The following is a 26,093-nucleotide window of genomic DNA, read 5'->3' as shown; positions in this document are numbered from 1 at the left end:
GGAAACCGGGCAACTCACCCTGCCCGCCCTCATACCGCCTGCCGGGAGCGGGGTGAACGGCCACCCGCCCCGCTCGAAGCCGCGTACCGGCGGGCCAAGTCCACGCCAAGTGCCACCGGCCGCTCCCGGAGGAATGGGGCCCCGGGACGGGCGAACCGACCCCCTCGCTGAAACTGTGCCGACATGTGATCCGTGACAAGTACGCCGAACTGACCGAGGCGTTGCACGGGGAGGCCGACGGCCGGGGCTGACGGGACCCGGCGCAGTTGTCAGTGGTGGCTCCTACGCTGGTGTCATGGCAGGGATCACGTATGTACGAGGGGACGCGACCGACCCGCAGGGCAAGGGCGTCAAGCTGATCACGCATGTCTGCAACGACCTGGGCGGCTGGGGCAAGGGCTTTGTCCTGGCCGTCTCACGCCGCTGGCCCGAGCCGGAGGCGGCCTACCGCAACTGGCACCGGGGGCGCGCGGGAAACGACTTCGCCCTGGGCGCTGTGCAGTTCGTCCAGGTGAGCCCGTACCTCTGGGTGGCGAACATGGTGGGCCAGCGGGGGATGCGCACGGGCAGCAAAGGGATACCGGTGCGCTACGAGGCTATCGACACGGCCCTGGGGGCCGTGGCCGACCGGGCCGCCGAGCTGGGGGCGTCGGTCCATATGCCGCGGATCGGCTGCGGGTTGGCGGGCGGCACATGGTCGAGGATCGAGCCGTTGATAGAGAAGCAGCTGCTGAGCCGGGGAACGGCGGTGACGGTGTACGACTACGCGTAGGGGGCTGCCTGCCGATCGCTTCATGGGCGACCGCACCGCTCTTGTACGGGGCGGGCGGTGTCCATGGGGGAGACGGCCTGCCGATACCGGCCAGGGCCGGTCACACGCGTCAGGCCGCGAAAGCTCTCCAATTGCTCCAGCAACCGCCGCATACCTTCCCGGCCAAGGCGGGCAGCCGGACGGTGTCCGCGAGCCCGTCCGTTCCCGCCGGCCGGAAGCCCGTCAGCAGGTCGGCCACGACGACCGGCTTCCCGGACCGGAGCGGATCCAGCAGCCGGGGCAGGCCACGGGGGGTCGCGGCGCTCGCCACGGCGTGCCCGTTGGCGGCACAGGCCGTGCCCGCGGTGTCCGCGGTCCCGAGCGGGACCCACCGGACGTCGCACCTCGGGTCGGCCTCGACCATCGCGTCGTCCGCCAGCCGCCGTGGGGATGGCGGCGTCACCGGTCCGGCATCGCCGATGGATTGCCCAGTTCGTCGATGAGGCGCCGGTATGTCTCGAAAGCCGGCTTGGGGGTGTAGTCGTCGCGCAGAAGACCGAAGCGGTGGAAGCATGACAGCGCTGCACTGCGCGCACGCGAACGCGAGATCAGCGAACGCGCCGAGGCCGCGCTGACGACTGCCCTGGCCGAACACCGCTACCGGACCGGGCCAGAGCAACCACCTGATGCCCGCACTCCTCGCAGGCGCTATCGCCGGAACACACCGCGCCGTCCTGCGCGAGCTTCAACGATGCATCTTGTCCGGCGAGTCACTCACCGACGCCCGCGACAACGTCGCCACAGTGGCAGTTCAGGCATTCAACCTGCTCTGCTCCGGAATCCACACAGCCACCGACCAGACGTCCCAGGAGCTACAGCTCCCTCGGTAACCCCGTAGCCCGGCTATACCTGGCAGCAGCGCTGGATGGCCACGGGGGCCGAGGACTTGTCCGGAGCCGCCTGGGTGGTGCTCCCTGGGTCCGTTGAGCATCGAAGGGCCGGTGGACCGCTACCGGATCCGTTGCAAGCCGGTACGCGATTTGATCGTTGACTATCTGCGCGAGCGCCAACCATCGCTGGACTTCGCCGGCCTGGACGCGATCTCGCGCACGCTCGCGGGCCTGATCCGGGCCCGGATCGAATCGCTGGCACCGGGAATCGACTCACTGCGGCTGCCCCCGGTGGCGGCTCGCGCTTGGAAGGACGACCTGAAGGTCAAGAAGCGCACTGCCGTCGGCTCCGACGGCAAGAGTGCCGAGGTCTCCAGCCCGCGACTCGACGCCAAGGACGAACACATGCGCGTTCGGGCGTTCTACCTCGACATCCCGCAATGGGCCGCTGAGGAACCGGCCCGCCGGGGGCCATGGGCCGTGCCCTGCCCGATCAGCGACGACGAGATTCACAAGGCCGAGGAATTCAAGCGGCGCAAGGCCCGGATGGATCAGCGCACCCGCGAGCGGTTTCCCGTCCTCCCCATTCTGGTCAGCACTACCGAGCGGCGGCGCCGAGAAGCCGCCGGCCTGCTCCAGGCGGCGGGGGACCCCGGGCCCGGGGCGCTGATCCCCGCCACCGGCGGCGCTCTGCGCAGAGCCATCGCTCCGAAAGCCGCAGGCCACCTCAGCTGGGTCGAGGTAGCATGCGGCCGTGGGCCTTGGCATCCCCATCCATGCGTGGTGATCGATGAACTCACGAAGGTGGGCTGCCGCATGGCCCTCAAGCAAGATCGAGGACCAGTTCAAAGAAGCGTGTATCAAACGCCCTTCAGAACGCGATCAAGTGCCGCCCGGCCCGCAGGTCCCCAGTGCGGCTTGCCGCCGGGAAGGCCCTGATCTCCGTTCTGCCCCATGAGCATCAGGAAGAGGCTCTTCATAGCGGCCAGTCCGCGGGCACGCCGGATCGCCGCCTCGTCTGCATGTGCGTACATGTCGAAGAACCGTGAGGCCGTGCCCGCGGGTAGCAGCACCCATGCGGCGGCGAGGTCCCACGCCGGATCGCCGGCGAACAAGCAACCGAAGTCGACGATGCCCGAGAGCGTTCCGTCCGAGACGACGACGTTCGCGGGATGGAGGTCGCCGTGCACCCATACCGGCGGGCCCTCCCACGCGTGGGCCGCAACGGCGTCGTCCCAGACGGCGCGGACCTCGGCAGCGATGTCGTCGGGGGCAACGGCCTGGAAGAAGGTCTCGAAGCCGTCCGTGCAGTTCCTGGGATGGGCACCGCGGTCCGTGGTGATGGGCGCCCCGGCGGGCGCTTCCACATGGAGCGCCTGGAGGAAGCCTGCCAGCGTGTCGGCCGCGTGGGCGCCGCGGCTGATCGAGCTGTGGTCCAGCGGCTCGCCGGGAACCCACGTCATCACGGTCCAGTGCTTGGGGAAGCGCTCGGACGGTTCGCCGAGCCGCACCGGGGTCGGCACCGGGAGCGGCAGGCGCGGGGCCAGCACGGGTAGCCACCGCCGCTCGTTGAGCTGGAGCTCCGGGGTGGGGTCCATGCGCTGCATGCGCACGGCCAGCTCGTCCCCGAGGCGCCACATTTGGTTGCCCCAGCCGCCCGCCACCTCACGGATGGCCAGCCCTGCAAGGTCTGGATGTTGTTCCTGCAGCAGGTCACGGACCAGGTCTGCGGTGATCTCGATCTCGGTGTCGGTCATGCGAAGTCACAGTACTGCGGCGGCAGGCGGCAGGCGGCAGGCGGAGCGGCTCTCGCTCTCCGGATCATCTCGCTGTGATTCCTCCGGCATCACCGACTCGGCTTCAGAGAGCTGCAGATCAGAGGCTTTGGGACGGACCGGCCCCAAAGTTCGGAGAAGCCTGCATCCGCTGCCCTGTGCTCCAGCTCGATCCGCAGCAGCGGCCCCGCCTCATCGAGATCATCCGCAACCTCCGTGAGCGCATCACCGAGGCCCGTGCCAACGGCCGGCGCGGCGAGGGCGAGTGACTCCAGGTCAGTTTCGATGCCGTCATGGCCAAGCTCATCAGCCTCAACCGGACTTCCACCGACGGCCGCCCCGGCTGGTCGACCTCGGCATGCCCCTCTTCACCGGCCAGCCGGCACATCAGTCCGACTGACAGGAGATCCGCATGCAGCCAATCCGCCTGATCTCGTTCGGCTACCTGCACCTCGACGACGGGCCACCGCCCACGGCCGTCCGGGCCGAAGACGTCCGCGACCGCCTGCGCGGTCCGGCAGCCGCCCGCGGCATTCTCGACCTCGACGGCTGGCACCCACCCATCCAGGCTGTTGACCAACGCGCCCGCGCCCGAGCTATCCGGAGATGGTGCTGAGGTCGGCGCCGGTCAGATCGCAGCTTGCGTCCCACAACCGCGCCGCGACGGAGGGATCGGCAAGGTGGTTCCACACCGGTTCACGTCGGGGCTCGCCGCGCAGGCCGAAGACGCGCGGTCCCCACATCTGGCCTCCACGCACGGCCGGGTCGAGTACCGCTCGGACCGCGGGCCATGCGCCGGCGTGCTTGCCCTGGACGAGGAGGGCCGCAGGTGCCGCGCTCAGCCGTGCGCCGGCAGTTCGCACATGGACCGGTGGCCGCGACGGGGTGAGGGAGTCCAACGCGCCGCCGGGATGGACCACCACGCTTGCCACGGTGCTGCCGGCAGCGCGCAGGCGGCGGTCGAGTTCGACGCCGAAGTACATCTGCGCCAACTTGGACCGGCCGTAGGTGCGCTTGGGCTGGTAGTCCTTCCAGGACTGCAGGTCGTCCAGGTCGAGCCGCTCGGACCTTGCTGCGAAGCTGCCCATGGTCACCACGCGGGCCGCCGGCGCAGCTGACAGCAGCGGCATCAGCCACTGGGTCAAGGCGAAGTGCCCGAGGTGGTTCGTGCCGAACATGAGCTCGTGACCGTCCCCGGTCTCCTTGCGCGGCGGGTCGTCAAGCGCGACGCCGGCGTTGTGGACTACCGCGTCAAGGCGCTCCACCTCCAGCGATTTCACCGCTGTTTCGAGCGACGAGAGGTCGGCGAGGTCCAGCCGTACGGCCCGCACCCGCGAACCGGGGACACGCGCACGGATCGAGGCCATGGCGGCTTCGGCCTTGGCGGGATTCCGGCTGCCGAGTACGACGGTCGCTCCGGTTGCCGACAACTGCTCCGCGACGAAGTACCCGATTCCGGCGTTGCCGCCGGTGACCAGGAAGACGCGGCCATCGGCACCGGGTAGCCGTTGGACATTCCAGGGTGGGGCGGAGGACATGGACAACATGGCGACGGGGCTCCCTGCTGTTGAAGGCGGCTGCGGCTGTTCCCTTGGGCAACTTCCCACGGTTCCGGCGGCCACCGACACATCGCCTATGGATCACCGACAGTCCCGCCGGAGGGTCGACATCCCGCCGACGCGGTGCCGGCCCATCGCCGCACCGCGCCGCTGAGCGTCACGTCGGCCAACCGGAGGGCGCAATGGCCAACCGGGACCGCTCAGGCACAAATCGCGTCGACACCGCCGACGCGCTCATGCAGCAAGAGGTGCCCCGGGGCCCCTACGCGCCGGAGCGGAAGCGATCGCATACTGGATCACACAGGGTCGGGCACCGAGCCGCACGCCCCGCCGACCGTCGGGAGCACTCATGAGTACCGAAGCAGCCCGGGACGACACCCCCGCCCCGCCGCCCGGCGGTGTGCTCTGGAGCCTCTCCGGCGACATCCGGGCCCTGCTGATGCTGCCTGCCGCCTTCACCCTCCAGGTCGCCCACCCGGCGGTCGGTGCGGGCGTCGACGAGCACTCCGTCTTCCGCACGGACCCGTGGGGGCGCGGCGAGAGGTCTCTGCGCTCGCTCCAGCTCTGGGTGTACGGGGGTGACGCGGCCGCCGAGGAGGGACGTCGGCTGCGCAAGGTGCACCGCACCATCCGGGGCACCGACACCCGGGGGCGCCGCTACCATGCGCTGTCGCCCGCGAACTATGCGTGGGTGCACGCCACGGGCTTCCCCGTGTACCAGCACGCCGCGCGCTATCTCGTCCGGCCGCTCTCCGACGCGCAGGAACGAGCCCTCTACCGGGAATGGCTCCAGGTCGGCCGGGTGCTCGGCATCCACGACCGGGACATGCCGCAGACGATCGAGGAGTTCTGGCCGTACTTCCGCAAGGTGCTCGCCGAGGAGATCGAGCCGACCGTCGTCGTCGAGGACCTGATCGCCACCGACCGCCCCGTACCGCCGCCCGACCGGGGACCGCTGTGGGTGCGGCTGCTGCTGAAGGTGCTGTGGCCACTGCTCCTTCCGCCGCTGGCCCGGTTCCGCCGCTTCGTCACCATCGGGCTGATGCCACCGGAGGCGCGGGAGGCGATCGGGCTGGAGTGGACGGACGCGCAGGAGCGGAAGCTGCGACGGTTCTGCGCAGTCGTGCGGTGCGTCGTACCCGCGCTCCCCGAGCGGCTGCGTTATCTGCCGTACGCGCGCAGGGCGCGGGCGGCGTACCGCGAGGCCGCCCGCGGCGCCGGGGGGCTCAGGCGGAAGCCCGGCGCACCAGCTCCGTCGGCGTGATCACCGATTCGAGTGCGCAACCCTCGTTCCCGGCCTCGCCGTTCAGCCGTCGCATCAGCATCCGCACCATCAGCCTCCCCATGCGCGCCACGTCCTGACGGACCGTCGTCAGCGGCGGATCGGTGGCCTCGGCTACCGATACCATGTCGTCGAATCCGACCAGGGCCACCTCCTCCGGCACCCGGTGACCGCGCTCGCGCAGTACCCGCAGGGCGCCCGAGGCCATCAGGTCGTTCGCGGCGAAGACCGCGTCCGGGCCGGGGTGCCGATCGAGGAGCCGGGCCATCGCCCGTGCGCCGCCCTCGACGGTGAAGTCGCCCTCGACGAGCAGTGCCGGATCCGCGTCGGGCAGCACGTCGTGATAGCCGTCTCTCCGGTCGAGTGCCGACGTCTGGTCGTGCGGCCCGGCGATGTGCGCGATCCTCCGCCGGCCGAGGGAGACGAGGTGGCGTACGGCCTCGGCCGCGCCGCCCCGGTTGTCGCAGTCGACGTATGGGGCGGCCAGTTCGGACGCCGCGCCCGGCCGGCCGGGGCGGCCGCCGTAGACCGTGGGTACCCGGAACCGCCGGATGATCGCGGGGAGTGCGTCGTCCGTATGCAGCGAGAAGGCCAGTGCGCCGTCCACATGGCCACCGGCCAGGTAGCGGGCGACGCGGTCGAAGTCCCCGCTGCCCTCCACCAGGAGCAGTACCAGCTGGGCGTCGTACACGGTCAGTTCACGGCTGATGCCGCGGATCTGCTGGGAGAAGAACGGGTCGGAGAAGATCCGGAACTCCGGCTCGTCGATGATCACGGCGACCGCGCCGTTACGCCGGGTGACCAGGGTCCGGGCAGCGTGGTTCGGCACATAGCCGAGCTCGTCGACCGCCTTGCGCACCTGCTCCACGAGCGGCCGCCGCACCCCCGCCCCGCCGTTCACCACCCGGGAGGCCGTCGCCCGTGAGACCCCGGCCAGGGCCGCCACGGCCTCCAGCGTGGGCCGGGAATCTCCAGGGGGACCGGGGGCCGGACCGGGCAAGGGACGCTCCTCGTACGCGCGGGATCGGGCCTGAACCGGCCGGGGCCGGCCGGACGGCACCGACCCCATCAGCGTAACCGGCGCCCCCGGCCGTCCGCCGGGCACCGTCGCCCCGCCGACGAGAGGGGGGCGACGGAACCCGGAACCGATCCGTCGACCCGTCAGTGGTGGTCGTGGATCGTGTTCGTCGCCGCGATCTGCTTCCATGACGCGGGCCGCGCCGGGTGCGCGGGCGCGCGCAACGAGCGCGCCCCGGCAGCGGCCGGGGTCTCGGGCCGCGTCGGCCGGTACAGCCAGGTGTCGAAGAAGCCGGCGAGCGGCTTGCCCGAGACCCGCTCCGCATAGGTCACGAAGTCTCCCACGCTCGCGTTCCCGTAGGCGTGCTCGGCCGGCCAGCCCTTCAGGAGCGCGAAGAAGGTCTCGTCGCCCAATTCGTTGCGTAGCGCCTGGAGAGCCAGCGCCCCCCGGTCGTAGACGGCCGCGTCGAACTGGTTGTCCGGGCCGGGGTCGCCCGGCTTCACCGTCCAGAAGGCGTCGTCCGCCGGATGCTGGGCGTACGTGTAGTCCGCCAGCTCCTGTGCGGTGCCCTCGCCCTCCTTCTCCGACCAGAGCCACTGGCTGTAGCGGGCGAAGCCCTCATTGATCCAGATGTCCTTCCAGCCCTTGAGGGACACGCTGTCGCCGTACCACTGATGTGCCAGCTCATGGACGACGACGGAGACGTTCGCACCGTTCGCGAACTGCTTCGGGCTGTAGAACGGCCTGGTCTGGGTCTCCAGCGCGAACGAGCTCTTCACGTTGGGGGAGTAGCCGCCGAGCGCGTCGAAGGGGTACGGCCCGAAGACCTCCGTCAGCCACTCGGCGACCTCGGTGGTCCGCTCGATGCTGGCGCGTGCCGCACCGCCGTTGGCACCGAGGTCCTTGCTGTACGCGTTGACGACCGGCAGCCCGTCCGAGGTGGTGTCCGTGGTGATGTCGAACTTGCCGATCGCCAGCGTCGTCAGATACGTCGCCTGCGGCTTGGCGGAGCGCCAGTTGTAGCGGGTCCAGCCGAGCTTCGAACTCTGCGACTGGAGCGTGCCGTTGCTGATCGCCTGGGTGCCGTCCGGCACGGACACCGAGATGTCGTACGTCGCCTTGTCCAGCGGGTGGTCGTTGCTGGGGAACCACCACGCGGCCGACTCCGGCTCCTGCGCGGCCACGGCACCGTCCGGGGTACGGACCCAGGAGGTCCAGCCGTTGATCTTCACCTCGGACGGCTTTCCGGCGTACCGGACGACCACCGAGACGGCCTTGCCCTTCGCCAGCGCCGCCGACGGGGTGATCTCCAGCTCCTGTTCGCCGCTCCTGGCGAAACCCGCCTTCTTGCCGTTCACCCGCACCTCGGAGACGTCCAGCCCGAAGTCGAGGTTGAAGCGGGAGAGCTCCTGGGTGGTCGTGGCAAGGATCGTCGCCGTTCCCTCCAGCAGGTCGGTCGCGGGCTGGTACTTCAGCCGCAGGTCGTAGTGGGACACGTCGTAGCCGCCGTTGCCGCTGGCCGGGTAGTAGGGGTCGCCGATGCCCGGGGAGCCCGTGGTGCCTTCGGCGGCCGAGGCCGGAATCGCCAGCAGCAGGGAGGCCGCGAGTGCGCTCGGGACGATGAATCTGCGGTGCACGAATGCTCCAAGTCGTCGGGGCGAATGATCTTTCGAACCGTCATGCCGAGACTATGCGGCGACTGTCGCGTCAGTCGTGTACATGGCCTCATCCGTCACACGATCGCCATTCGGCCGACATGGCGCGCGACCCTCCGTGCGGCACCTACGTCATGCGTGCCGGTGATCGCCCCCTTTTGCACAGGAGTTGGCCGGGGTACCTTCCGCCCATGCCGACACGTGCGCGGGGCACCCGCTTGACGTACAGATCGCTGGTGGTGGCGGCCGTCGCCGCCCTGATGGCCGTCCTGCTCTCGCCGGCGGGCGCCCAGGGCGCGAGCCCCCGAAGGAGCGGGCCCCCGGAGAGCCGGCCCGTCCACTCGTACGAGAACGCCGTGCGCGAATCCGTCTGGGTCGACACCGGACTGGACGGCGACGGGAACGGCAGGAACGATCGCGTCGCCGTCGACATCGTCAGGCCGCGCGAACCCGCCCTGCGGGGCCACAAGGTCCCCGTGATCATGGACGCCAGCCCGTACTACTCCTGCTGCGGCCGCGGCAACGAGAGCCAGCTCAAGACGTACGGCGCCGACGGCCGGCCGGTCCAGTTCCCTCTGTACTACGACAACTACTTCGTGCCGCGCGGCTACGCCTTCGTCGCCGTCGATCTGGCCGGAACCAATCGCTCCGACGGCTGTGTCGACGTCGGCGGACGTTCCGATGTGCAGTCCGCCAAGGCCGTCATCGACTGGTTGAACGGCCGCGCCCGCGGCTACACCACCCGCACCGGTGCCGAGCGCGCCACGGCCGGCTGGTCCAACGGCCGCACCGGAATGATCGGCAAGAGTTACGACGGCACCGTCGCCAACGGTGTCGCGGCGACCGGCGTGGACGGACTGCGGACCATCGTCCCGATCGGTGCCATCTCCTCCTGGTACGACTACTACTTCGCCCAGGGCGCGCCCCTCTACGGCGGCGGCCCCGACGGGCTCTCCGACTACGTGGAGAGCCCCGGGGCGCGGGACCGCTGCGCCGCCGTCCAGCGGCAGCTCGCCGACGGGGCGCCGCGTACCGGCGACTGGACGAAGTCGTGGAGCGAGCGGGACTACGTGAAGAACGCACGCAAGGTGCGGGCCAGCGTCTTCGCGGTACACGGCATGCAGGACCTCAACGTCCGCACCAAGCACCTCGGTCAGTGGTGGGACGCTCTCGCGGACCGGGGCGTGGAGCGGAAGATCTGGCTCTCGCAGACCGGGCATGTCGACCCGTTCGACTACCGGCGCGCCGATTGGGTCGACACGCTCCACCGCTGGTTCGACCACTACCTCCTCGGCTACGACAACGGCATCGACCGCGAACCGATGGCCGACATCGAACGCCACCCCGATCAGTGGTCCACCGACAGGGTCTGGCCGCCCCGCACCACGCACACCACCACCGTGCGCCCCGGCTCCGGCAGTGCGCCGGGCGTCGGTACCCTCGGTCTGCGGCCCGCCCGCCCCGGCGCCACCGAGACGTTCACCGACGATCCGGCGCAGGACGAGACGCGGTGGGCCGCCGACCTGGACCGGACCACGAGCGCCAAGGCCGGATTCCGCACCGCGCCGCTCACCCGGGACCTGCGGCTCTCCGGATCGTCCACGGTGACCGCCACCGCCACCCCGACCACGTCGACCGCCCATCTCTCCGCGGTTCTCGTGGACATCGGCCCCGACACCATCCGTGACTACGGCTCGGCCGGCGAAGGCATCACCACCCTGGCCGACCGCACCTGCTGGGGCGCGAGCACGGTGGGGGACAGCTCCTGTTTCAAGGAGACCAGGGCCGCAACGGCCGCGGTCGACCGGACCGTCCTCAGCCGCGGCTGGGCCGATCTCGGCACATACGCCTCCGCCGGAAAGGGCCGCCCCCTCACCCCCGGCAGGGCCTACACCCTCACCATCCAGCTGGCGGCCACCGACCACGTCGTCCCCGCCGGACACCGGCTCGCCCTGATCGTCGCCGGTACCGACCGGGACCTCATCGACCCGCCGGACTCCACGCCGACGCTCACCCTCGACCTGGCCCGTACGTCCGCGAAGCTGCCGTTCACCGGCGGTGCCGGAGCCTTCGTACGAGCCACCGCGGGTTCCGCACCCGTGACAGCCACCCCCCGCGCAGTCCACTCCGAGGGCGTGACGCCACCGCGTCCCGCTCACCGCATCCCGGGAGGCAGCCGCTCATGACACCCCGCACACCGACCGCACGCGGGACCGTCCGCCGCAACCTCGTCCTGACCGCGGCCGCCGCCGTCCTGGCCGTCCCGCTGGTCACCGCGCCCGCCGAAGCCGCGCACACCCGGCCCCAGCCCCGTACCGGCTTCGAGATCAGTGAGGGCGCCCGGTGGACCGGCCAGCCGGAGGAGCAGTCCTTCCTGGCCGCCGTCGACCGGGGCAGTGACCGGGTCTCCGTCGACCGGATCGGCACGACGAAACAGGGTCGCCCGCTCCAGCTCGTCCGGATCGGAAACCCTCGCCCCGCGGCCGGCACGATGCTGCTGATCTGCAGTCAGCACGGCGACGAACCGGCCGGCCGCGAAGCGTGCCTGACGACCATTCGCGATCTGGCCCAGGCCCGGGACCGGCCGACCCGGGACTTCCTCTCCCGCACCCATGTCCTCGTCGTGCCCACCGCCAACCCCGACGGGCGCGCCGCCGGCACCCGGGGCAACTCCGACGGCGTGGACATCAACCGCGACCACATCGCGTTGCAGACTGCCGAGGCCCGTGCCGTGGCGGCGGTCATCCGCGACCGGAAGCCCCAAGTGATCTACGACCTGCACGAGTACGGGGCCACCCCGCCCTACTACGACAAGGACCTCTTCGTCCTGTGGCCCCGTAACCTCAACGTCTCCGACCGGGTGCACGGCGAATCGCGGACCCTCGCCGAGCGCTATGTGCGGCCCACCGCCGAGAAGGCCGGCTACAGCAGCGGCCTCTACGGCATCTGGACCGACCCCGTCACCGGCGATCCGATCAAGCAGACCGCGGGCGACGGACAGGAACGCATCCTGCGCAACACCTCAGGCATCAAGCACGCCGTCGGCCTGCTCATCGAATCCCGTGTCGACGCGCTCACCGACGCCGAGAAGACCGACCCGGCACTCAACAGCCGGCGCCGTGTCGATTCCCAACTCGCGGCACTCGACGGCCTGTTCGCCTTCGCCGACGAACACCGCGGCCGGATCGGGGCCGCCACCGCCGCGTCCCGCGCCGCAGGAACGGACGACCGCGGCCCCGTCTACCTCGGCGGTGCCGACAACGAGGCACCGGACGCCGGCCGAGTGCTCCAGGACCCGCCGTGCGGATACCGGCTCACCAGGGCCCAGTTCGACGACGTCAAGGACGAACTGGCCCTGCACGGAGTCACCTTCCGGCGCGCAGGTGAGGGAGCGTATGTACCGCTGCGGCAGTCGGCCCGCAACCTGATCCCGCTTCTCCTGGACGGGCGTGCGACCTATCACCTCACAAAAGGGCAGGTTGATACCGCGTGTTGACGCCATGAGATGAGCGCCACGCGTGGCACTGCCTACGGGGAGCCGAAAGGCGGCTTCCGGGAAAGGTGTCATCCGTGCCGCACGACGCACGGAGAACGGGTGGCCGGGGAGCTCTGCCGGAGACGGCGGACCTCCCCGGCCACCCGGCGCCGAACCGGCACCCCACGACGGACCGGGTGGAGAAGGCGGTTCAGCGGCCGGTCGAGCCGTCGATCAGTTCGCGGAGGATGTCCGCGTGGCCCGCGTGACGGCCGGTCTCCTCGATCATGTGGGCCAGCGCCCAGCGGACGCTGGGACCGGGGCGGCCGGGCCGCGGCCGAGGGACCGGTGCGCCGGGGTCGGTGCACCCGTCGAGAACATCGTTCGCGCGCCCGACCGTCTCCCGGTAGCGGGCCACGACATCGGCCACGCTGTCCGCCGGTGCGGCCTGGAACGTCGCCTGCCAGTCGGTGACGTCGTCCCCGAGAAACATCGAGCGCTCGACGAACGTCAGGTGGTTGAGCAGGCCGAGCAGGTTCGTGCCCGACGGCACTGCGGCTGTCCGCACCTGCGGCTCGGGAGCACCTTCGGCCTTCGCAGCGATCGAAGTCCGGAGGTAGTCGAGGAATCCGCGCAGGACCTCGGTCTCGCTGTTTCCGGTCCGGGGCGGCGGGGCGTCGCCGCGGTGGTCGTGGGGCGTGGTGCTGGGCAAGAGTGGTCGCCTTCCTTCGTCGGGGGGTCGCGCCGGTCGCCGTGTCAGGCGGCGCGGCGGATGAGGAGGACATGGTCGGTGACCTCGGCGGTGCGCCCGCCCGGTCCGGTCGCGATCCGACGGGGTGCGTCGGCCCGCTCGACCGTCCATGTCTCCGGGGACAGCCCGATACCTGCGGCGACCTCCTGCGGGCTCGGGTACCGGGTACCGGGGTCCTGCTGCCACGACCACGGCGCGGCCGAGCCGTGGTCGACGACCAGGAGTCGCCCGCCCGGGCGCAGCGCGTGCGCGGCCGAGCGCAGGACGGTTGCCCGGTCCAGGTCAACGGGGGTGTGCAGGTAGTGGGCGCAGATCAGGTCGAATCCGCCGGGCGGGAAAGACGTGTTCAGGTCGTGCTGCACGGTGATGACGTGGTCGCCCAGGCCGTGCGAGCGGGCGAGGGCGGCGAGCCGCTCGACCGCCACGGCCGAGATGTCGGCGGCGGTGACCTGCCAGCCCTGGCCGGCGAGCCACAGCGCGTCGCCGCCGTCGCCGCATCCGAGGTCCAACGCGTCACCGGGCGGCAGGCCCGTCACCGTCTCGGTGAGGCGAGCATTCGGCTGCGGGTTTCCGGCCGCCGGCCGGCCCGCGTAGACGCCGTCCCAGAACGTGACCGCATCGGTGGTGCTCATCAGGACTCCTTGTGTCGGTGGGCGCTCAGTCTTGCCAGGCCCACCACGACCTGGCACGAAAACTTGCGACAACGGCAAGATGGGTCTCATGGACCACAAGACGGAAGACAACGTGCTCGACGCGGTGGGGCCGCGGCTCCGTGCGTTGCGTCGTGACCGCGGCATCACCCTCGCCGGCCTCGCGGCGACGACCGGTGTATCGGAGAGCACCCTGTCCCGGCTGGAGAGCGGGCAGCGCCGGCCGAGCCTGGAACTGCTGCTGCCGCTGGCCCGCATCTACGACGTCCCGCTGGACGACCTCGTCGGTGCCCCGCGCACCGGTGACCCCCGGATCCACCTCAAGCCGATCCGACGGCACGGAATGACCTTTGTGCCCCTGTCCCGGCGACCGGGCGGGGTGCACGCCTTCAAGATGATCATCCCCGCCCGGCCGGCACCGCTCGAACCGACCCCGCAGACCCATGAAGGCTTCGAATGGCTCTACGTACTCAACGGCCACCTGCGTCTCGTGACCGGCGAGCGCGACCTGACGCTGCCGCCCGGTGAGGCAGCCGAGTTCGACACGTCCTTGCCGCACTGGCTGGGCAGTGCCGATGGCGGCGCGGTCGAGCTTCTCATCCTGTTCGGCCCGCAGGGGCTGCGTGCGCACATACGCACCGACCCCGATCGCTCCTCCCGGGCCGAGCCCCGGCGATGAACCCGGCGAGAGATTCCGCGGTCGCGTCGGCAGTGAGCCATGCGTGCCGGAGCCGCGGGGATGCCGGAGCGCTCGGCCGGCCGCGACAGGCGGGAGGCCGTCGCACCGCCGGGCAGACCTTCGACCCGCTCGAAGGCCGGGCCGGGCTGCTCCGCCCTCCCCGGCCGACGATTAGGATCGGCACCCTGATGACTGCCACCCTCGTCGCCAAGGACCTCGCCGCCGGACACGGCGACCGCACACTCTTCGCCGGGCTCGACCTCGTCGTCGCGCCCGGTGATGTGATCGGTCTCGTCGGAGTCAACGGCGCCGGTAAATCGTCCCTGCTCCGGCTGCTCGCCGGACTCGACCGCCCGGAGGAGGGTGAGCTGCGGCTCTCCCCGCCCGGCGCCACCGTGGGCCACCTCCCGCAGGAGCCGGAGCGGCGTCCGCAGGAGACGGTGCGGGAGTTCCTGGCCCGCCGCACCGGCGTCGCCGGCGCCCAGACGGCGATGGACACCGCCACGCAGGCCCTCGTCGACGGAGCGCCGGGCGCGGACGACGCGTACTCCGAGACACTGGAGCGCTGGCTGGCGCTCGGCGGCGCGGACCTGGACGAGCGTGCCGAGGAGGTCGCCGCCGACCTCGGACTGACCGTCGGCCTCGACCTGCCGATGACCGCGCTCTCCGGCGGCCAGGCGGCCCGCGCGGGCCTGGCCTCCCTCCTGCTCTCCCGCTACGACGTCTTCCTGCTCGACGAGCCCACCAACGACCTCGACCTGGACGGGCTGGAGCGGCTGGAGCGCTACGTCTCCGGGCTGCGCGCGGGCACGGTCGTCATCAGCCACGACCGCGAATTCCTGATGCGTACGGTCACCAAGGTCCTCGAACTGGACCTGGCCCAGCAGCAGATCAACCTGTACGGCGGTGGGTACGCCGCCTACCTGGAGGAGCGCGAGAGGGCCCGCAGGCACGCCCGTGAGGAGTTCGAGGAGTACGCGGACAAGCGTGCCGCTCTCGAAGGGCGCGCCCAGATGCAGCGCTCCTGGATGGACAAGGGCGTGAAGAACGCCCGCCGCAAGGCCACCGACAACGACAAGACCGGCCGCAAGTTCCGGAGCGAGTCGAGCGAGAAGCAGGCCGCGAAGGCCCGGCAGACCCAGCGCATGATCGAGCGGCTGGACGTCGTCGACGAGCCGCGCAAGGAGTGGGAGCTGCGGATGGAGATCGCCGCCGCGCCCCGCTCCGGCTCGGTCGTCGCGACCCTGCGCGAAGCCCGGGCCGTACGCGGCGACTTCAGCTTCGGGCCGGCTTCGCTGCAGATCGACTGGGCGGACCGGGTCGCCATCACCGGCGCCAACGGAGCGGGCAAGTCCACGCTCCTCGCGGCACTCCTGGGGCGCCTCCCCCTGGACGCCGGGCATGCGACGCTCGGCTCGGGCGTGGTGGTCGGCGAGGTCGACCAGGCGCGCAAGCTGTTCCATGGTTCGCAGACGCTCCTGGAGGCGTTCTGCACGGCTGTCCCCGACACCGAACCGGCCGAAGTCCGCACACTGCTCGCCAAGTTCGGACTGCGCGCGGACCATGTGATGCGTCCCGCGACCACGCTCTCGCCCGGCGAACGCACCAGGGCGGCGCTCGCCCTGCTCCAGGGCCGGGGCGTCAACCTCCTCGTCCTCGACGAGCCGACGAACCACCTCGATCTGCCCGCCATCGAACAGCTGGAATCGGCGCTGGACTCGTACCCGGGGACGTTGCTGCTGGTCACGCACGACCGGCGCATGCTGGAAGCGGTACGGACGACGCGGCGCGTCGAGGTGGTGGACGGCAGGGTGGCGGAGCTGTGACGGTGCCGGGCCCTCGCCCGGCACCGGACGTGACGCGGGGCCCGCCCCGGTCCGGCATCCCAAGCCCCTCCGAAGTCCGAGGACCGGAGTTCCGGGGCTGAGAGCCTGTCGGGTGACCTCTGATCGGGCGGCCACGCCCTGGCACGCACGCTTCCCGCGTTGCCGGAATGCCCAAGTAGCTCCTTCCCCAAGCTCTCAGCTTCGTTCGAGCAGGGGAGACCCCATCCGAGGACATCCCGGCGCCTTGGAATCGCACGCACCAGACCGCGTCCGCTACCCGATCGAAGGTCACCCGACAGGCTCTGAGCCCCGGTTCCGGGAAGGGGCGGGGACCGGAAGGCTCCGCGCAGCGGACCGCACCGGTCTCCCGCCCCGCCCTCGGCGTCAGCCCCTCTTGCCGCCCTGCTTCGGATCCGTCAGTCCGGCCCGGCGCAGTGCGTCCGCCATTGCGCTGTTCACCGGGGCGGGCGCCGGACGGGCGGAGCCGCCTCCACCGCCGCCGCGCCGGTCGCGGTCCCGGCCGCCCTGGCCCTGGCGCTGCCGCGGCGGCCGGCCGCCCTGGCCGCCCCGTTCCCGCTTCGGCCCGCCGCCCTGGCTCCCCGTCGCCGCCGACGCCTCGTCGTCCAGCCGCAGGGTCAACGAGATCCGCTTCCGCGGAATGTCGACATCCATGACCTTCACCTTCACGATGTCGCCCGGCTTCACGACATCCCTCGGGTCCTTCACGAACGTGCGCGACATCGCCGACACATGCACCAGTCCGTCCTGGTGCACACCGATGTCCACGAATGCGCCGAACGCCGCGACATTCGTGACGACCCCCTCCAGTACCATCCCGGAGGCCAGATCACCGATCTTCTCGACGCCCTCCTTGAAGGTGGCCGTCCTGAACGCCGGACGAGGGTCGCGCCCCGGCTTCTCCAGCTCCTTCAGGATGTCGGTGACCGTCGGCAGACCGAACTTCTCGTCCACGAAATCGTCGGCCCGCAGCGACCGCAGCACACCCGTGTTGCCGACCAGCGAGGCGACGTCGCCGCCGGTCCGCTTCACCATCGCCCGCACCACGGGGTACGCCTCCGGGTGCACGCTCGACGTGTCCAGCGGGTCGTCGCCCCGGATGCGCAGGAACCCCGCGCACTGCTCGTACGCCTTCGGGCCCAGCCGCGCCACATCCTTGAGCGCCTTGCGCGACCGGAACGGCCCGTTCGCGTCACGGTGCGCAACGATGTTCTCGGCGAGCCCCGAGCCGATCCCCGACACCCGCGAAAGCAGTGGTGCCGAAGCGGTGTTGACGTCGACACCGACACCGTTCACACAGTCCTCGACGACCGCGTCCAGTGAACGCGACAGCTTCACCTCGGACAGATCGTGCTGGTACTGACCGACACCGATCGACTTCGGGTCGATCTTCACCAGTTCCGCGAGAGGGTCCTGAAGGCGTCGCGCGATCGAGACGGCGCCGCGCAACGACACGTCCATGTCGGGGAGTTCCTGCGACGCGAAGGCCGAAGCGGAGTACACCGACGCGCCCGCCTCCGACACCATCACCTTGGTGAGCTTCAACTCGGGGTGCCTGTCGATGAGTTCACCGGCGAGCTTGTCGGTCTCGCGGGACGCCGTGCCGTTGCCGATCGCGATCAGGTCGACGTCGTGGGTCTTCGCCAGCCGTTCCAGCGCGGCCAGCGACTGGTCCCACTTGTTCGCCGGGACGTGCGGGTGGATGACGTCCGTCGCGACGACCTTGCCGGTCGCGTCGACGACGGCGACCTTCACACCCGTGCGGAAACCGGGGTCGAGACCCAGGGTGGCCCGTGTCCCGGCCGGCGCGGCGAGCAGCAGGTCGCGCAGGTTCGACGCGAAGACTCGTACCGCCTCGTCCTCCGCCGCCGTACGCAGCCGCAGCCGCAGATCGATGCCGAGGTGCACCAGGATCCGGGTCCGCCAGGCCCAGCGCACCGTGTCGCCGAGCCACTTGTCGCCCGGACGGCCGCGGTCGGTCACCCCGAAACGGCGGGCGACCATGTTCTCGTACGTCGAAGGGCCGGGCGTCCCGGACGGTTCCTCCGGTTCCAGGACCAGGTCGAGCACGTCCTCCTTCTCGCCCCGCAGCATCGCGAGCACCCGGTGCGAGGGCAGCGCGGTGAACGGCTCCGCGAAATCGAAGTAGTCGGCGAACTTCGCACCCGCCTCCTCCTTGCCGTCGCGCACCTTGGCGGCGAGCCGGCCGCGCGACCACATGCGCTCACGCAGCTCACCGATCAGATCGGCGTCCTCAGAGAACCGCTCGGTGAGGATGGCCCGGGCCCCCTCCAGCGCCGCCGCGGCGTCCGCGACGCCCTTGTCGGCGTCGACGAAGGCGGCGGCAGCGGCGAGCGGTTCCACCGAAGGGTCCCCGAGCAGGCCGTCCGCGAGCGGTTCGAGACCGGCTTCCCTGGCGATCTGCGCCTTCGTGCGCCGCTTGGGCTTGAACGGCAGATAGATGTCCTCAAGACGCGCCTTGGTGTCGGCGGCCCGGATCTGCGCCTCCAGCGCCTGGTCCAGCTTGCCCTGCTCGCGCACGGAGTCGAGGATCGCCGTACGACGGTCCTCCAGCTCCCGCAGATACCGCAGCCGCTCCTCGAGCGTGCGCAGCTGCGCGTCGTCGAGCATCTCGGTCGCTTCCTTGCGGTAGCGCGCGATGAACGGCACGGTCGACCCGCCGTCGAGCAGCTCGACGGCCGCCTTCACCTGCCGCTCGCGTACGCCGAGCTCCTCGGCGATCCTGCCTTCGATGGACGTCGTCACGGTTCTACCGACTCGCCTTCTCGTACTGGCTGTGCTTACCGGGGCGGGGCCCCTCCGCCTGCATTGTGCCGGGTGGCCGGGCACCGTGTCGCCCGGCCACCCCAGTTGTCGCGGGTCGGCGTGCTCAGCCCCTGCCCATCAGGTCGGCCGGGAACGCGCCCGCCGAGGCCGCCGTGAACAGGAAGTCGCGCCCCAGCTCGGTCAGCCGCGCCACGCCCTCCTCGCCCAGATGCTCGTACGGGGCCAGGTCCATCCGGTCCGTGGCCTCCTCCAGCTCCGCCCGCAGTGCGACTCCCGCCTCCGTCAACTCGCCTTCGGCGTCCAGGAGTCCACGCCCGCGCAGCCGATCGGCCGCCTCCTCCCAGTCGGTGCGGTTCCAGCCGCGGGTGGTGAGGATCCAGTCCGGGTTCATTCCCTTGCCGGTCGCGGTGTGGCTGACCAGGGCCTCCACCGGGTCGAGACCGGCGGCGAGGAGAGCCGCTATATGGGCGTCGCCGCGGTGCTCGCGCAGTAGTGTGCCGGCGTGCCAGTACGCCAGATGGGGCTCCTCGGGCACCGGAAGATCGGCATGGGCGGCGTAGAGCGGCCGGGCGTGTCGGGTGCACGCCCCGGCGGCGCGCAGCGCCAGCCCGGCCGCCTCGGCCATGCCGGGGGAGGCGATGATCTCCTCGCCCAGCAGCCGGCGGAGCGTGGCGTCGGCGGCGCGCAGCCGGGCGTCCAGGACGGCCTGCGGCGAGGCGACGGACCACACGGCGGGCAGATGCCGGGCGACGAGGTCATGGTTGAAGTTGTAGAAGGTCGCGGTGACCGTGCCGGGGCCGACGGCGCCCAGCGCCGCCGCCCGCGAGGCGATGTAGGTGGCGTGGGGGTCGTCGATGCCGAGTTTCCCGAACTCCTTGCCGAGGTCGGGGGAGAAGTAGACCGTCGAGTGCAACGGGTTGACGGCGTTGTGGCAGTGGCGTCCGGCGCGCGGCGGCAGAGTGCTCATACGGGCACATTACCGACTGGTCGGTACGCTCCGTAACCCCTGGGCGGCCCCCTGATCGGCCCTTGATCGCCCTTTGATCCAGGAGGACGCGGCATGGCAGGAAAGGTGGGGATTTCGTCATTGCGGCCATGCGACCGGCTGTCCAGGATGGCAGTCATGACGCAGCGATCCGTACTCGTCGTCCTCTACGACGGCGTGCAGAGCCTCGATGTGACCGGTCCGGTGGAGGTCTTCGCCGGGGTCTCCCATTTCGCCGGGGCCGGCTACGAACTGCGCACCGCCTCCCGGGACGGCGCGCCGGTCCGGACGAGCAGTGGTCTGTCGCTCGTCCCGGACGGCAGTCTCGCCGACGCCGAACCGCCGCACACCCTCCTCGTCCCGGGCGGCCAGAGCACCGGTACCCCCGACCCGTCACTCGTCGACTGGCTGCGTGCCCACGCCCCGCAGGCCGAGCGGCTCGTCTCCGTCTGTACGGGGGCACTGCTGCTCGCCGCGGCCGGGCTGCTGGACGGGCACCGGGTGACGACGCACTGGACGGTCTGCGACCACCTCGCCCGCAGCTACCCGGCCGTCGAGGTCGACCCCGATCCGATCTTCGTACGCGACGGCAGACTGGCCACCTCCGCCGGGGTCACCGCCGGTATCGACCTGGCCCTCGCGCTCGTCGAGGAGGACCACGGCCGGGACATCGCGCTCACGATCGCCCGCCACCTCGTGGTCTTTCTGCGCAGGCCCGGGAACCAGGCGCAGTTCAGCGCCCAGCTCACCGCGCAGACCGCCCGGCGCGAACCTCTGCGTGCGGTCCAGCACTGGATCACCGAGCACCCCGGCGACGATCTCACCGTCGAGGCGCTCGCCGCCCGCGCGCGGCTCTCGCCCCGTCACTTCGCCCGCGCCTTCCGGGCCGAGACGGGCCTCACACCGGGCCGCTACGTCGACCGCGTACGCCTCGAACACGCCCGTCGGCTGCTGGAGGACACCACCGACGGCATCTCCGGCATCTCGCGCGACTGCGGTTACGGCACTCCGGAGGCCATGCGCCGCGCGTTCATCAAGACCCTCGGCACGGCACCCGCCGAATACCGCCGACGCTTCCGCGGCCGGCTGGCCGCTCACTGACCGGCCCGCCATCCACCGACGACCGACCGAAAGGCAACGCCGTGCAGATCGCCATCGTCCTCTTCGACCGTTTCACCTCGCTCGACGCCGTGGGTCCCTACGAAATGCTCGCCCGCACCCCTGACGCCGAGACCGTGTTCGTCGCCGAACGGACCGGACCCGTGCGCAACGACAGCGGCAGCCTCGCGCTGGTCGCCGACAGGACCTTCGCCGAGGTACCGGCGCCCGACGTGGTGGTCGTCCCGGGCGGCCCGGGCCAGAGCGCCCAGATGGAGAACGAGGAACTGCTCGGCTGGCTCCGCACCGTCGACGCCACCAGCACCTGGACCACCTCCGTCTGCACCGGGTCCCTGCTGCTGGCCGCGGCCGGGCTGCTGACGGGCCGCCGCGCCACCTCGCACTGGCTCGCGCTGGACGCGCTGAAGGACTTCGGTGTCGAGCCGACCGGCGAACGCGTCGTCGTCGACGGCAAGTACGTCACGGCGGCGGGCGTCTCCTCCGGCATCGACATGGGGCTCACCCTGCTCGGCCGGATCGCGGGTGACGAGCACGCCATGACCGTACAGCTGCTTGCCGAATACGACCCGCAGCCGCCGTACGACGCGGGTTCACCCGCCAAGGCCCCGGCGGCACTGGTCGAGGAGTTCCGCGCCAAGAGCCGCCGCATCCTCCAGTAGCCGCGGGGGGTTTCACAGCCCCGCCGGCCAGGTGAAGCGCGGCGCGCGCCGTTCCAGAAAGGCGGCGACACCCTCCGCGGTGTCGCCGCTGCGACGCGCCTGCTCCGCCCAGTACGTATCCCGGTCCTCCCGCCCGGTGGCGAACTCCTTCGCCGCCGCCTGCGTCAGCAGCGAGCGCGCCGCCAGCGTGCGTACATACGCCTCAACCCGTTTGTCCAGCTCGCCGGCCGGCAGCACCTCGTCCACCAGACCGGTCCGCAGCGCCCGCGCGGTGTCGATCAGCTCGCCGGAGAACAGCAGATGCTTCGCCGTCGCCGGGCCGGTCAGCGCCACCAGCCGTCGGGTCGACGACGCGGCGTACACGATCCCGAGCTTGGCCGGTGTGACACCGAACGACGCCCCCTCCTCGGCGAACCGCAGATCGCAGGCGGCCGCGAGCTGGCTGCCGCCGCCCACGCAGTAGCCGCGGATCGCCGCGAGCGTCGGCCGGGGGAACGCTGCGAGGGCCTCCTCGGCGGCCACGGCGAGCGCCTGCGGATCGCCCGCCGGATCCCGGAGCGAGGAGATGTCCGCACCGGCGCAGAAGGTGTTCCCGGCGCCCGTCAGCACCAGCACCCGGACCGCGGGGTCGGTGGCCAGCCGCTCCAGCAGACCGGGCAGCGCGCTCCACATCGCGGCCGTCATCGCATTGCGTTTGGCGGGGTTGCTGATGACGACGGTCGCGACACCGTCCGCGACGGTGTGCTCCAGCCGGGATTCCGTACGGTCCATGCGCCGGATGCTATCCGGACGGTTCGAACCTATGATCAAGAAGGGGTCGCCGGACAGGCACACACCCCGAGGAGCTTCCCGTGGCCGATCCCGCAGTCGAGGGCAAGAGGCTGAGCCGCAGTTTCGGCTGGCTGGCGTTCCTCGGCACCCTTCTCGTCGTGGCCGGTCTCGTCGGCCTCGTGTACACCGGCGTGGCGACGCTCACCTCGATGATCCTGTTCGGCTGGCTGCTGCTGATCGGCGGCATCGTCGGGCTGCTCCACGCCATCGAGTCCCGAGGCACCAACTTCTTCTGGCTGGCCGTCGTGGTCGCCGCGCTGAACATTGCCGCCGGAGTCGTCGTCATCCACCATCCGCACGGCACGGCCGAGGCGCTGACCATGTTCGCCGCGCTGCTCTTCCTGACCGGTGGGCTGTTCCGGCTGGTCGGCAGCGTCGTGGTGCGTGGCCCGCAGTTCGGCTGGACGCTCCTGCAAGGAGCCTTCGGCCTGCTCCTGGGGCTGCTGGTGCTCTTCGACTGGCCGCACAGCAGCCTCTACGTACTCGGTCTGTTCTTCTCGCTGGCGCTGCTCTTCGACGGGCTCGGCCTGATCGCGCTCGGGGTCGGCGGCCGCCATGTGGTCTCCATGGTCTCGGATCAACGCGCGAGCGGAGAGCTGCCGGACACAGCCACCGAAGGACGTCAGAAACGCTCCAAGAGCTGACACATTCGTGCATGGTCGGCCAAATTCCGTCGATAGAAGTCGACTTCTTGGCAGCAGTGCGATCCGGGCCGACTACGCGCCGCACTCTGTACTCGACGTGCAGTAACCACCGAGTCGAGAGCGGGTGCCGGACTATGGAGAGCCGCGGGAGTGTCCCCGCCCGGCCCGTGTCGTACGAGGGAGTCTGGCGGTTCACCGCCCCGGCCGTGGACGTCTCCGTACCGCAGGCCAGGCATGCCGTACGCGACCTGCTGCACCGCCAGGGCGTGCCACTGGACGAGGACGTCGCCGAGGGTCTGCTGCTCATCGTCTCCGAGCTGGTCACCAATGCGGTGAAGCACGCCGCCCTGCTCTCGCCGGAGCTCGCCGTCGAGGTGGCCGTCGGCGCGGCATGGGTCAGGGTGTCCGTCGAGGACAACCATCCCTATCGGCCGACGGCCCTGGAGACGGACTACGCGCAGACCGGCGGCCGCGGCCTGCTGCTGGTCCGGGAGATCACCCGGGAGGCGGGCGGGACCTGCGACGTGGAGCACACCGCGGGGGGCGGAAAGATCATCTGGGCGGCGCTGCCGCTGAGCCCGTCGCCCTGACCCCCGTGTGCCGCGGCACACGGCACGGCCGGCCGGTTACCAGCCCGCCGACGGTCCGGTCAGTTCCCTGATCGCCGGCCGTGCGGCATCCAGCACTGTCATGAACCAGGCGGAGAACGGCGCCCGCGCATGCCGTTCGGCCAGCTCCCCGGCCGTCACGAACGCGGTCTCGCCGACTTCCTCCGGATCCGGGTGCAGCCGGTCCTGCGCCATCCCCACGAAGAGATGGTTGAACTCCTGCTCCACCAGGCCGGAGGCCGGGTCGGGGTGGTTGTAGCGGACCGTGCCCGCCTCGGCCAGCAGCGAGGGCGAGACACCCAGCTCCTCGTAGGTACGACGGGCGGCGGCGGCGAAGGGTGCCTCGCCCGGATAGGGGTGGCCGCAGCAGGTGTTCGACCAGACGCCGGGGGAGTGGTACTTGCCGAGCGCGCGGCGCTGCAACAGCAGCCTGCCCTGCTCGTCGAAGAGGAACACCGAGAAGGCCCGGTGCAGTTGACCGGGCGGCTGATGGGCGGCGAGCTTCTCCGCCGTGCCGATGGTGGTGCCGTTCTCATCGACCAGTTCGAGCATGATCGCTTCTGCGGTGCCGTTCGACGAGCTGTTCGCCGCGGTGGCTGGTGTGGTCGGCATACCCATCCTTCGCTATGGTCCCGGCCTTGTGCGCCGGTCCCGTCGAGTCCGGTCAAGTCTGCCGTACAGAAGCCGCTGGTCCGCACTTCGGGTCCTGCATGTCCGGCCCCGCCGCACCCCGGGGCGCGGCGGGGCCGGACGGCACGTCAGACGCCGAAGGCCGCCGGGTACCGGATCGTGCCGTGCGGCACCGGCACGGAGTCGTCGAGCACCAGGGCCATCATCGCTTCGTCCGGGACGTCGAAGTCCGGCCGGATCCCGTAGCGGGATGCCGGTACGAAGCCGAACCTCGGGTAGTAAGCGGGATGGCCGAGCACCAGGACGAGCGATTCGCCCCGCAGCCGGGCCGCGTCGAGCGCGGCCCGCACCACGGCCTGTCCGGCGCCCTGCCGCTGATGCTCCGGGGCCGTCGCCACCGGGGCCAGCGCGAGCGCCGGTGCGTCCCCGACCCGGCACCGGGTCAGCAGCGCGTACGCCGCGATGCCGCCGTCCGGGCCGTCCAGCGCGACATGGCCGAGGCCGGGCAGCCAGGCCGCCGGATCGGTACGCAGCGCGTCGACGAGAGCGGCTTCGTCCGGTGTCGGGAACGCGGCGGCGTTGACCGCGTGCACGGTCGCCACGTCCGCCGCGGTCTCCGGCCGGGTCGCCCAGCGGAGGTCCGCGGGGCGCAGCACGTAACAGGCGTAGCCGTATTCCGCACCGTGGTCGCGCCGTATGGCCAGCTCCTCGCGGGTCGCCGCGAGCGCCCAGGCCATGCCGGGAGCGGACGCGTCGGCGGCCTCCACCCGTCGGGCGAGCGGGACGTAGTACTCGTCCCAGTCGCTGTCGGGCTGCACCCGCACCCCGAGGACGTGGTACCCGGCAGCCACGGCTGCCGTCGTGTTCGCCGCCACGGGGCGCAGCGAAGCCTCCCGTTCCCAGAAGGCGCGGGCCTCGGCCGTCGGCGTGTCCGTCGTCCAGACGCACTCGCTGACGACGAGGGAGCCGCCCGGGGCGAGCAGCCGCTTCCAGTCACGCAGTGCCGCGTCGAAGCCGATGATGTACGCGGAACCCTCGGCCCAGACCAGGTCGAACGACCCGTCCGGGAAGTCGGCACCGCAGAGCTCGGCCATGTCGGCCCGGACCGTACGGATACGGTCGCCGAGCCCACGAGCGGCGGCCGCCTCGCGCAGTTCGCCGAGAAACGGCTCGTGGAGATCGACGGCGGTCACCTCGGCGCCGGCCTCGGCGGCGAGCAGCAGCGCGGCGCGTCCGGGCCCGCAGCCCAGATCCAGGACACGCGGACGGTGCGGCAACGGGCCGGTGAGCTCCAGCAGCTGCCGGGTGGTGGCATCGGAGCCGGGACTCTGCCGCGGCAGATTGTGGTGCAGGGAGAAGAACGCCTCGGAACGGACGGCGTGATCATTGTCGGTCAACGGGAGAACCCTTGTGTACGAGGGCTCCGGCCGGCGTGCCGACCCGGTGCGGACCGGGGTGCTAGCCGAGGGCCCGGGAGATGAGGACGGACCGGATGCTGCGC

General features: G+C 71.2%; 24 protein-coding genes. 12 read left to right on the top strand and 12 right to left on the bottom strand.

Features of this window, described 5'->3' with window-relative positions:
• Positions 1–295 precede the first annotated feature (295 nt).
• The gene (locus ACF08M_RS13720) at positions 296–772 is read left to right on the top strand and encodes a macro domain-containing protein (RefSeq protein WP_392185428.1); all 477 of its coding nucleotides are present in this window, start codon (positions 296–298) and stop codon (positions 770–772) included.
• A 109-nt stretch (positions 773–881) separates the two neighbouring features.
• Here ACF08M_RS13720 and ACF08M_RS13715 read toward each other — a convergent pair whose 3' ends face one another.
• On the bottom strand, positions 882–1,214 hold the full coding sequence (locus ACF08M_RS13715; protein WP_392185427.1) for a hypothetical protein: 333 nt from the start codon (positions 1,212–1,214) through the stop codon (positions 882–884).
• Positions 1,215–1,734: 520 nt separating this feature from the next.
• On the opposite strand from ACF08M_RS13715, the gene ACF08M_RS13710 reads away from it, so the two are divergent.
• A complete protein-coding gene (locus tag ACF08M_RS13710) occupies positions 1,735–2,580 on the top strand; it encodes a hypothetical protein (protein WP_392185426.1) in 846 nt (281 codons plus the stop codon).
• Here the strand turns inward: ACF08M_RS13710 and ACF08M_RS13705 are convergent.
• Positions 2,502–3,398: an aminoglycoside phosphotransferase family protein gene (locus ACF08M_RS13705; protein WP_392185425.1), complete on the bottom strand. Its 897-nt coding sequence runs from the start codon at positions 3,396–3,398 to the stop codon at positions 2,502–2,504. The two genes, ACF08M_RS13710 and ACF08M_RS13705, sit on opposite strands and share 79 nt — an antisense overlap.
• 430 nt (positions 3,399–3,828) lie before the next feature.
• On the opposite strand from ACF08M_RS13705, the gene ACF08M_RS13700 reads away from it, so the two are divergent.
• Positions 3,829–4,032, top strand: coding sequence for a hypothetical protein (locus tag ACF08M_RS13700; protein WP_392185424.1), 204 nt, complete (start codon positions 3,829–3,831; stop codon positions 4,030–4,032).
• Here ACF08M_RS13700 and ACF08M_RS13695 read toward each other — a convergent pair.
• On the bottom strand, positions 4,013–4,954 hold the full coding sequence (locus ACF08M_RS13695; protein ID WP_392185530.1) for an SDR family NAD(P)-dependent oxidoreductase: 942 nt from the start codon (positions 4,952–4,954) through the stop codon (positions 4,013–4,015). The genes ACF08M_RS13700 and ACF08M_RS13695 overlap by 20 nt on opposite strands.
• A 370-nt stretch (positions 4,955–5,324) precedes the next feature.
• On the opposite strand from ACF08M_RS13695, the gene ACF08M_RS13690 reads away from it, so the two are divergent.
• On the top strand, positions 5,325–6,239 hold the full coding sequence (locus tag ACF08M_RS13690) for an oxygenase MpaB family protein (RefSeq protein WP_392185423.1): 915 nt from the start codon (positions 5,325–5,327) through the stop codon (positions 6,237–6,239).
• Here ACF08M_RS13690 and ACF08M_RS13685 read toward each other — a convergent pair.
• Both ACF08M_RS13685 and ACF08M_RS13680 read right to left on the bottom strand, forming a co-directional pair.
• Entirely contained in the window at positions 6,202–7,257 is a 1,056-nt protein-coding gene (locus ACF08M_RS13685; RefSeq protein WP_392185422.1) for a LacI family DNA-binding transcriptional regulator, read from the bottom strand. The genes ACF08M_RS13690 and ACF08M_RS13685 overlap by 38 nt on opposite strands.
• A gap of 161 nt (positions 7,258–7,418) precedes the next feature.
• On the bottom strand, positions 7,419–8,912 hold the full coding sequence (locus tag ACF08M_RS13680; RefSeq protein WP_392185421.1) for a M1 family metallopeptidase: 1,494 nt from the start codon (positions 8,910–8,912) through the stop codon (positions 7,419–7,421).
• 209 nt (positions 8,913–9,121) lie between these two features.
• Here ACF08M_RS13680 and ACF08M_RS13675 point away from each other — a divergent pair, with 209 nt between their 5' ends.
• Entirely contained in the window at positions 9,122–11,116 is a 1,995-nt protein-coding gene (locus tag ACF08M_RS13675) for a Xaa-Pro dipeptidyl-peptidase (RefSeq protein WP_392185420.1), read from the top strand.
• Positions 11,113–12,426 (top strand): M14 family metallocarboxypeptidase, encoded by a 1,314-nt coding sequence (locus ACF08M_RS13670; protein ID WP_392185419.1) that lies wholly within the window; start codon positions 11,113–11,115, stop codon positions 12,424–12,426. Before ACF08M_RS13675 ends, ACF08M_RS13670 begins: the two co-directional genes overlap by 4 nt.
• Before the next feature lie 190 nt (positions 12,427–12,616).
• Here the strand turns inward: ACF08M_RS13670 and ACF08M_RS13665 are convergent, their stop codons facing one another.
• Entirely contained in the window at positions 12,617–13,117 is a 501-nt protein-coding gene (locus ACF08M_RS13665; protein WP_392185418.1) for a DinB family protein, read from the bottom strand.
• 44 nt (positions 13,118–13,161) lie between these two features.
• Positions 13,162–13,788, bottom strand: a complete 627-nt coding sequence (locus ACF08M_RS13660; RefSeq protein ID WP_392185417.1) for a class I SAM-dependent methyltransferase — start codon at positions 13,786–13,788, stop codon at positions 13,162–13,164.
• An 88-nt stretch (positions 13,789–13,876) separates the two neighbouring features.
• Here ACF08M_RS13660 and ACF08M_RS13655 point away from each other — a divergent pair, with 88 nt between their 5' ends.
• On the top strand, positions 13,877–14,485 hold the full coding sequence (locus tag ACF08M_RS13655; protein WP_392185416.1) for a helix-turn-helix domain-containing protein: 609 nt from the start codon (positions 13,877–13,879) through the stop codon (positions 14,483–14,485).
• A 188-nt stretch (positions 14,486–14,673) separates the two neighbouring features.
• Positions 14,674–16,311 (top strand): ABC-F family ATP-binding cassette domain-containing protein, encoded by a 1,638-nt coding sequence (locus ACF08M_RS13650; protein ID WP_392185415.1) that lies wholly within the window; start codon positions 14,674–14,676, stop codon positions 16,309–16,311.
• A gap of 384 nt (positions 16,312–16,695) precedes the next feature.
• On the opposite strand, the gene ACF08M_RS13645 is transcribed toward ACF08M_RS13650, so the two are convergent.
• Both ACF08M_RS13645 and ACF08M_RS13640 read right to left on the bottom strand, forming a co-directional pair.
• Positions 16,696–19,095 carry a Tex family protein gene (locus ACF08M_RS13645; protein ID WP_392185414.1) on the bottom strand — a complete coding sequence of 800 codons (2,400 nt, stop codon included), beginning with the start codon at positions 19,093–19,095 and terminating at the stop codon, positions 16,696–16,698.
• A gap of 124 nt (positions 19,096–19,219) precedes the next feature.
• Complete coding sequence (locus tag ACF08M_RS13640; protein ID WP_392185413.1) at positions 19,220–20,083, bottom strand: hypothetical protein; 864 nt, start codon at positions 20,081–20,083, stop codon at positions 19,220–19,222.
• 156 nt (positions 20,084–20,239) lie between these two features.
• On the opposite strand from ACF08M_RS13640, the gene ACF08M_RS13635 reads away from it, so the two are divergent.
• Both ACF08M_RS13635 and ACF08M_RS13630 read left to right on the top strand, forming a co-directional pair.
• Positions 20,240–21,202 (top strand): GlxA family transcriptional regulator, encoded by a 963-nt coding sequence (locus ACF08M_RS13635; RefSeq protein ID WP_392185412.1) that lies wholly within the window; start codon positions 20,240–20,242, stop codon positions 21,200–21,202.
• Between the two features lie 41 nt (positions 21,203–21,243).
• On the top strand, positions 21,244–21,879 hold the full coding sequence (locus tag ACF08M_RS13630; protein ID WP_392185411.1) for a DJ-1/PfpI family protein: 636 nt from the start codon (positions 21,244–21,246) through the stop codon (positions 21,877–21,879).
• 12 nt (positions 21,880–21,891) lie between these two features.
• On the opposite strand, the gene ACF08M_RS13625 is transcribed toward ACF08M_RS13630, so the two are convergent.
• The gene (locus ACF08M_RS13625) at positions 21,892–22,650 is read right to left on the bottom strand and encodes an enoyl-CoA hydratase/isomerase family protein (RefSeq protein WP_392185410.1); all 759 of its coding nucleotides are present in this window, start codon (positions 22,648–22,650) and stop codon (positions 21,892–21,894) included.
• Between the two features lie 80 nt (positions 22,651–22,730).
• Here ACF08M_RS13625 and ACF08M_RS13620 point away from each other — a divergent pair, with 80 nt between their 5' ends.
• Positions 22,731–23,354, top strand: a complete 624-nt coding sequence (locus ACF08M_RS13620; RefSeq protein WP_392185409.1) for an HdeD family acid-resistance protein — start codon at positions 22,731–22,733, stop codon at positions 23,352–23,354.
• A gap of 134 nt (positions 23,355–23,488) precedes the next feature.
• On the top strand, positions 23,489–23,944 hold the full coding sequence (locus tag ACF08M_RS13615; RefSeq protein WP_392185408.1) for an ATP-binding protein: 456 nt from the start codon (positions 23,489–23,491) through the stop codon (positions 23,942–23,944).
• Between the two features lie 36 nt (positions 23,945–23,980).
• On the opposite strand, the gene idi is transcribed toward ACF08M_RS13615, so the two are convergent.
• The gene (idi, locus tag ACF08M_RS13610) at positions 23,981–24,574 is read right to left on the bottom strand and encodes an isopentenyl-diphosphate Delta-isomerase (RefSeq protein WP_392185407.1); all 594 of its coding nucleotides are present in this window, start codon (positions 24,572–24,574) and stop codon (positions 23,981–23,983) included.
• A gap of 146 nt (positions 24,575–24,720) precedes the next feature.
• Complete coding sequence (locus tag ACF08M_RS13605) at positions 24,721–25,989, bottom strand: bifunctional class I SAM-dependent methyltransferase/N-acetyltransferase (protein WP_392185406.1); 1,269 nt, start codon at positions 25,987–25,989, stop codon at positions 24,721–24,723.
• Between the last annotated feature and the right edge of the window lie 104 nt (positions 25,990–26,093).

This window comes from Streptomyces sp. NPDC015032, assembly GCF_043080425.1.
Taxonomy (GTDB): Bacteria; Actinomycetota; Actinomycetes; order Streptomycetales; family Streptomycetaceae; genus Streptomyces.
Note: the sequence above shows the minus strand (reverse complement) of the source record. Positions and strands in the feature narration are given on the sequence as shown.

What these genes read in the sequence shown, in the direction of transcription:
- ACF08M_RS13720 (WP_392185428.1), top strand. Translation starts at nt 296, where the DNA reads ATGGCAGGGATCACGTATGTACGAGGGGACGCGACCGACCCGCAGGGC.
- ACF08M_RS13705 (WP_392185425.1), bottom strand. Translation starts at nt 3,398, where the DNA reads ATGACCGACACCGAGATCGAGATCACCGCAGACCTGGTCCGTGACCTG.
- ACF08M_RS13700 (WP_392185424.1), top strand. Translation starts at nt 3,829, where the DNA reads ATGCAGCCAATCCGCCTGATCTCGTTCGGCTACCTGCACCTCGACGAC.
- ACF08M_RS13695 (WP_392185530.1), bottom strand. Translation starts at nt 4,954, where the DNA reads ATGTCCTCCGCCCCACCCTGGAATGTCCAACGGCTACCCGGTGCCGAT.
- ACF08M_RS13690 (WP_392185423.1), top strand. Translation starts at nt 5,325, where the DNA reads ATGAGTACCGAAGCAGCCCGGGACGACACCCCCGCCCCGCCGCCCGGC.
- ACF08M_RS13675 (WP_392185420.1), top strand. Translation starts at nt 9,122, where the DNA reads ATGCCGACACGTGCGCGGGGCACCCGCTTGACGTACAGATCGCTGGTG.
- ACF08M_RS13670 (WP_392185419.1), top strand. Translation starts at nt 11,113, where the DNA reads ATGACACCCCGCACACCGACCGCACGCGGGACCGTCCGCCGCAACCTC.
- ACF08M_RS13660 (WP_392185417.1), bottom strand. Translation starts at nt 13,788, where the DNA reads ATGAGCACCACCGATGCGGTCACGTTCTGGGACGGCGTCTACGCGGGC.
- ACF08M_RS13655 (WP_392185416.1), top strand. Translation starts at nt 13,877, where the DNA reads ATGGACCACAAGACGGAAGACAACGTGCTCGACGCGGTGGGGCCGCGG.
- ACF08M_RS13650 (WP_392185415.1), top strand. Translation starts at nt 14,674, where the DNA reads ATGACTGCCACCCTCGTCGCCAAGGACCTCGCCGCCGGACACGGCGAC.
- ACF08M_RS13640 (WP_392185413.1), bottom strand. Translation starts at nt 20,083, where the DNA reads ATGAGCACTCTGCCGCCGCGCGCCGGACGCCACTGCCACAACGCCGTC.
- ACF08M_RS13635 (WP_392185412.1), top strand. Translation starts at nt 20,240, where the DNA reads ATGACGCAGCGATCCGTACTCGTCGTCCTCTACGACGGCGTGCAGAGC.
- ACF08M_RS13625 (WP_392185410.1), bottom strand. Translation starts at nt 22,650, where the DNA reads ATGGACCGTACGGAATCCCGGCTGGAGCACACCGTCGCGGACGGTGTC.
- ACF08M_RS13615 (WP_392185408.1), top strand. Translation starts at nt 23,489, where the DNA reads ATGGAGAGCCGCGGGAGTGTCCCCGCCCGGCCCGTGTCGTACGAGGGA.
- idi (WP_392185407.1), bottom strand. Translation starts at nt 24,574, where the DNA reads ATGCCGACCACACCAGCCACCGCGGCGAACAGCTCGTCGAACGGCACC.